At 32.1% G+C, this 1,973-nt stretch carries 4 protein-coding genes; all 4 read right to left on the bottom strand.

Annotated elements, in window-relative coordinates; all coding sequences use genetic code 11:
• Window positions 1-199: 199 nt before the first annotated feature.
• The gene (locus JCM19043_RS15595; protein ID WP_062323974.1) at window positions 200-451 is read right to left on the bottom strand and encodes a hypothetical protein; all 252 of its coding nucleotides are present in this window, start codon (window positions 449-451) and stop codon (window positions 200-202) included.
• Window positions 452-468: 17 nt separating this feature from the next.
• Window positions 469-957, bottom strand: a complete 489-nt coding sequence (locus tag JCM19043_RS15590; RefSeq protein ID WP_062323972.1) for a hypothetical protein — start codon at window positions 955-957, stop codon at window positions 469-471.
• A gap of 450 nt (window positions 958-1,407) precedes the next feature.
• Window positions 1,408-1,686, bottom strand: a complete 279-nt coding sequence (locus JCM19043_RS15580; RefSeq protein ID WP_062323968.1) for a hypothetical protein — start codon at window positions 1,684-1,686, stop codon at window positions 1,408-1,410.
• A gap of 12 nt (window positions 1,687-1,698) precedes the next feature.
• Window positions 1,699-1,973, bottom strand: a 275-nt coding sequence (locus JCM19043_RS17030; RefSeq protein ID WP_197274843.1) for a hypothetical protein, incomplete at its 5' end; no start/stop codon positions are given.

Raw genomic sequence — 1,973 nt, 5'->3', positions numbered from 1 at the left:
TTTTAGCTTATTTAAGCTTTTCTCCACGGCATTCAACGCAAATCTAGATACTTTATTCATTTTCCTACCATCCTTTAATATAATTTAATAGGATCAAATTATATGCCTTTTACTTTCTTTTAACTGCATGCCCTTCGCTAAATGCCATACAACAATCACTTCAATTACTTCATCATTACTGTTTTTTACATTAATTCATTTATTTTTGATTAACGATATATTTCCACCCCTTCTTACGAATAAGTTTTTTGTCTAGCAATTGTTCTAAACCTTCTTCAATTTCAGAAATATCATCATCTTCATGTTGACATAAATCCTCTACAGAGTAATATTTTTCTTTGTTTGCTGCCATCACAAGAAATGCTCCAACAGCTGCTAATGACAAGTCTGCATCGTGTATAATCTCATTAGCAACATATAAACTGTCCTTATCTGAGTAAAAATGTGTCATACTTATTTAGCCCCTTTTTAAATATCCGTATTTTTATTGATAGTTTTTAAATACTTTTCACAACTAGTTTTTTTCCAATACTTTATTCCCGCAATAACTACATCTGCTTCAGGTAATACCCCCCTCTTATCATACATGGTAAGCTTGGCACGAGAAAAACTTACACCATTTTCCGTCAGGAATGTAGCAAAAGATGTTTTGTTTAAAAATTCTTCATCATCTCGTATAACATTAAAATTTGCTTCCTTCAGTAGATACGTATCTTCTAAGAAGAATATATTTATAGCTTCCAAGGCACTTGCAAGTTGGCCATCTGATAAGTAACCATACAGTTCGTGAATGTCAAAACGCTCACGATCAGGTGCTTCAAAAAACCATATCATTTTCATGGCCACTTTTTCTTCATCCGTTAGTGTTCCCAGCACTTCATCGCCCTTACGCTCTTTTTTAATATGCTCTTTTAAAAAAGGAAAAGTCTTTAAGACATGTTTTGTTGACTTTTTCATCTTTATTATCCTCTCTTGTTAAAAGTACTTTCTGTTAACAATGTTAACAGTTTCTTTTTAAGTTTTAAAACTTGTTCACCGGGTTATCTTTCATCTATATTAAATTCAAAATTGAATTTAATATCTTTAGATAGATTACCAATAATAAAAGGAAATTCCGGATCGTCTTTAAACCTAGCAGATATTTCACCATTGTATAGTACACATCTAATTGACACTTTACATACGGCACCCTTTTCGCTATACTTAGCTCCAAAATATAACTCCCCGTTTTTATGAAACAAATAGTTATATCATAGAAATGATAGTCTTCATTATTTTTTATGGCTACTTGTATCATAGGGATAATTTTATCTTTGTGTTGTAGTATCATATAATTTCCTCCTGGTATTAAATATTTTATAATATGATGGGATGAACAAAGGATTTGTCTGCTCATCCCTAGTGATATTAAGAATGTTTATAAGTACATCCGTATATACGGTAACTTCGACTTTTTGCTAATGACTGAGTTAGAAATTTTAAATAGTCCATCAAGTCTCCGTTCATTAAATCGATTTCTGAGAAAACACTCATCATAACTTGCTGTTGTTTTTCAGGAGCACATTCTATATAATCCAATAGTTGTGAAACATCCATCACAATACTGTGGCTATCAGTGGCTGTTACAATAACCTCACCTAACAAGTTCTTTTCATTAATCATTTTTCTGAAAAAAGATTTCTCCATATTAATTCCCCCCTAATTTTCTGCTTGATATTCTGTCCAATACATGTAACCTGTCATAAACTCATCAGATTCAATATCTAGACCCTGCTTAATTTCTTCTTTTGTCATGCCGCATTTATAACAACTAATCACCATTCTTAACCAGCTATCATACCATTCACACGCACCTTCAATATAAAAAGCACCATCACCGTCTTTTAAAATCCTTTGGGTGTCTTCTGTCCGTATAATGTCATCATCATGTATTACAGAGATTTCTAATGGGTTTGTTTGGTCTGTCATGCTTT

The organism is Halolactibacillus sp. JCM 19043 (assembly GCF_001310395.1).
GTDB classification, from domain to species: Bacteria; Bacillota; Bacilli; order Bacillales; family Amphibacillaceae; genus Halolactibacillus; species Halolactibacillus miurensis.
Note: the sequence above shows the minus strand (reverse complement) of the source record. Positions and strands in the feature narration are given on the sequence as shown.

Coding starts and splice junctions, on each gene's coding strand:
- JCM19043_RS15580 (WP_062323968.1), bottom strand. CDS start 1,686: ATGGAGAAATCTTTTTTCAGAAAAATGATTAATGAAAAGAACTTGTTA.
- JCM19043_RS15590 (WP_062323972.1), bottom strand. CDS start 957: ATGAAAAAGTCAACAAAACATGTCTTAAAGACTTTTCCTTTTTTAAAA.
- JCM19043_RS15595 (WP_062323974.1), bottom strand. CDS start 451: ATGACACATTTTTACTCAGATAAGGACAGTTTATATGTTGCTAATGAG.